This window comes from Vibrio sp. V42_P2S4T144 (assembly GCF_009904715.1).
Lineage (GTDB): Bacteria > Pseudomonadota > Gammaproteobacteria > Enterobacterales > Vibrionaceae > Vibrio > Vibrio alginolyticus.
This window is the reverse complement of sequence record NZ_WXWS01000054.1, coordinates 1-3,687: the sequence shown is the minus strand read 5'-3', so window position 1 is coordinate 3,687 and position 3,687 is coordinate 1. Positions and strand designations below refer to the sequence as shown.

The window sequence follows — 3,687 nt, the reverse complement described above, 5'->3', positions numbered from 1 at the left end:
GGTTGAGAGCGGTCTAGAGGCTTATCATCGTTTTCATTGTGAGGGCATATTAGCTTTGGGTGGCGGCTCTGCAATGGATTGTGCAAAAGTTATTGCTGCGAAAGTTACCAATAAACGGCCAATAAAAAAATTAGCTGGACTATTGAAGGTATGGCGAATGCCAGCACCGCTTTTTGCTATTCCAACAACGGCTGGAACCGGAAGTGAAGTTACTATCGCTGCGGTCGTGTCAGATCCCTCCTCACACATTAAAACCCCTTTAATGGATCCAAAGTTGGTGCCACTAATGGCAGCTTTAGATGCGAATTTAATGATTGGTTTACCTCCTAAGATCACGGCTGATACTGGCGTTGATGCATTAACCCACGCTATTGAGGCCTATGTATCGAAAAACGCTACTCAAGAAACGATGGCTTATTCGGTTGCCGCTATTAAACTCATTTTTAAATATCTTCCTAGGGCTGTGATGCAAGGGGATGATGTCGAAGCTCGTCATAAAATGGCTATGGCATCCTATTACGCGGGTTTAGCATTTACCAAAGCGAGTTTGGGTTATGTTCATGCCTTTGCTCACACATTCGGTGCGAGATATGGAATACCTCATGGTATGGCAAACGGATTAGCCTTGTTGCCTGTGCTGCGCTTTTCATTATCAGAGATTGAGCCTCAACTAAGAAAGCTCGATGAGTTGACGGCCGAGGGGCAGTTAGGTAACGCAAGTGCTCAGCATTTTTTGGCGAATCTGGAGTCCTTGTTTTCAACTATTGATATTGAGCAAACCAGTGCGCTCATTCAACGTGAAGATGCTGATGCGCTTGTTGATTTAATTCTGAAAGAGGCGCACTGGAATTACCCTGTTCCCAAGTTCATGAACAGGGAAGAATGCACACAGTTATTGTTAAATATCAGCAAGGTGTAAATTATAGTTTACATGTGTGGTTTTTTATCCTTACACTTTGCTTGATCTTCTGCTAAAGATCCTACAATATCGACGGCAATACAAATATGGTGTTGGTTTCGGTCCGCCGTTGCCCGATCTAATACTGATAATTTCTAATAAAGTGTAAAGATTAATATACAATGAGTCGTTCTAAAGTATTCGGTAGTACGCTAATTATTGCGGGCACTACAATAGGCGCTGGTATGCTAGCGCTTCCACTTGCCTCTGCCGGCATTGGTTTTTCAACTTCTATTATCATCATGCTAGGCTTATGGGCTCTGATGGCTTTCACTGCCTTGCTTATGCTTGAGCTTCATCAACATGCGGAGAGTAGTGCTACACTTCATACTTTGGCGAAACAGATCCTAGGTCAAAAAGGCAAGTGGGTGGCAAGTTTTGCGATGTTGTTTCTTTTCTACTCATTATGTGCAGCGTATATCGCTGGCGGTGGTGCTCAGTTCGGAGACCGCCTTGCACAATGGTTTGACCTCGATATTTCAGGGCCTACATCAACGATAATCTTTACCTTGATTGTGACTTTAGTTGTGACAGTGGGTACCGGTACGGTCGATAAAGTAAACCGAGTCCTGTTCGCGATGAAGCTCATTGCGATGGTTGCGGTGCTTTCTTTTCTTGCTCCAAACGTTACGGAATCTTACTTGTTAAGTATGCCAATCGAACAAGGCCTTGTTGTAGCGGCGATTCCGGTGATCTTTACTTCGTTTGGTTTCCACGGAAGTATACCTGCAATTGTGAATTACTTAGACGGTGACACTTCTTCTTTACGCAAAGCCGTTATTATTGGTTCGACGATTCCACTCGTTATTTATATCTTTTGGCAAATCGTGACGTTGGGTGTGGTTAGCCAAAGTACGCTTGTTGAGAACGGAGGGTTGAGCGCACTGATTGGTCAACTATCTCAGACAGTACACCAATCAAATTTGGGTAGCATTGTTGGTGTGTTTGCTGACTTGGCATTGTTGACATCGTTCCTTGGCGTGAGTTTGGGTCTATTCGAATTTTTGGGTGATACCATCAAAGGAAGTAACGATAAGCCTAATCGTTTGATTGCGGCACTAGTGACGTTTACTCCACCGCTAGGCTTCGCACTTTTCTATCCTCAAGGCTTTATTATGGCTTTGGGCTATGCAGCGATTGCCTTAGCGATTTTAGCCATCTTTTTGCCTTTGGTTATGGTGATCAAGGTTCGTAAATCGGATGATTTTACTGGGGAGTACCGCGTCGCAGGTGGTCAAGGTGCGTTAGTGATAACGGGCATCGCTGGCACTGGCATCGTATTCGCTCAGGTGTTAATTACGCTGGGTGTGCTTCCTGCTCTAGGCTAGTTGTTTAGAACGTTCTTTGAATAACTTCTAGTTACTGAATCCATCGTAATCAATCAGTATTGTTAGGCCAACGAGTTTCGCTCGTTGGCTTTTTTAATCTGGATCAAATTACCGTAAGATATCCGGTGAAAAAATTGGTAGAAATGTGCTTTTATTTCGTACACTTAAGTTGTGGTATATCGATAATTTAAGTGGAGAAAACCGCTCAAAATACCATTGAATTTGCAACACAATGAGCTTTTCTTGTTTCTCTGCTTTGGTGTGGAGGTGAAGCATGGCGCACCGGAGTTTTTACCCGTTTGCAAAACCGCTTAACGAGCAACTGCAAACGCTAAAAGGCAGGATGCAGGCGCACTTGCCATGTATTGATAGGGTGTCATTTGCAAAATATCACCCAGACCAAGATGTGCTCAAGTCATTTGCAGAAAGTGAGTTCGACACTTGGTGTTTAGCCCATCACGAATCAGCATTCCGTAAACTCCACCACCTTAATATTGCCTCTAAAAACGCGGTTCCTCGTATCGTCGAAGACCTTCATGATATTAATCACTGTCCTCGGGTTCAAATTTTACTCAAACACGGATATCAGTCGTCGGCTGCTATTCCTTGTTATGACAACAAAGCTTTTACTGGTTTTGTATTTTTGAACTCCACTCAACGTGATGCGTTTAGTTTAGAAGCGCTGAATGGTCTTAAACCTTATTTCGAAATGATTCGATTTGCGGTTGAATCAGAGACTCAAGTAGTCAATGCGATAGAAACGCTAGCGAACCGAATGCAATGTATGATGCCAGGCTATTCACCTGAGTATTACGCGCATACCAAACGCATGAAGTACTACAGTCAAATTATCGCAACGCAGTTAGCGGATCGTTATCACCTGAATGACGAAATGGTCGAAGATATTGGTATTTTTGCTCAGTTCCATGCGCTCGGTGATAGTCAGCTGCCAGTTGAAATTGCTAGCCGCCGAACAAATTACTCTCAAGAACAAGAGGCGATATTGATTCAACATATTGAGCGTTGTATCGATTCAGCGGATGACATAGTTGCCCGTATCGGAAATCCGGTTCACCCGAGTGTGACTTTGTTTTTGCAGATGGTTACTTATCAGTACGAAAACTTAAATGGCACTGGTTATCCTTATGGTTTAACCAATGATGATATACCAATCGCCGCGCAAATTACGGCTGTCGCGAATGCCTTTGATTTTATGACAACGCACCATCCGTACAGACAAGCGTGGTCCATCCCATACGCATTGTTAGAACTTGAAAAATGGGTATATCAGGGATGGTTATCTCGAGAATGTGTTGATGCTCTGCGAGAGCATCAAGGTTATATAAAGCAAATCATCCACAAATATCCCGAGCACTATACAGGCTTGGGGTTAATGTGAAG

Annotated in this window: 3 protein-coding genes; all 3 read left to right on the top strand. The window is 43.5% G+C overall.

The annotated features are described in order from the left end of the window. Window positions 1-919 (top strand): iron-containing alcohol dehydrogenase (locus CAG68_RS01725; RefSeq protein WP_161440716.1); only part of this gene is annotated, 919 nt, incomplete at its 5' end. Between the two features lie 161 nt (window positions 920-1,080). Continuing rightward, window positions 1,081-2,286, top strand: a complete 1,206-nt coding sequence (locus CAG68_RS01720; RefSeq protein WP_033905238.1) for an aromatic amino acid transport family protein — start codon at window positions 1,081-1,083, stop codon at window positions 2,284-2,286. Between the two features lie 274 nt (window positions 2,287-2,560). Next, complete coding sequence (locus tag CAG68_RS01715) at window positions 2,561-3,685, top strand: HD-GYP domain-containing protein (protein WP_054574122.1); 1,125 nt, start codon at window positions 2,561-2,563, stop codon at window positions 3,683-3,685. Window positions 3,686-3,687: the final 2 nt, after the last annotated feature.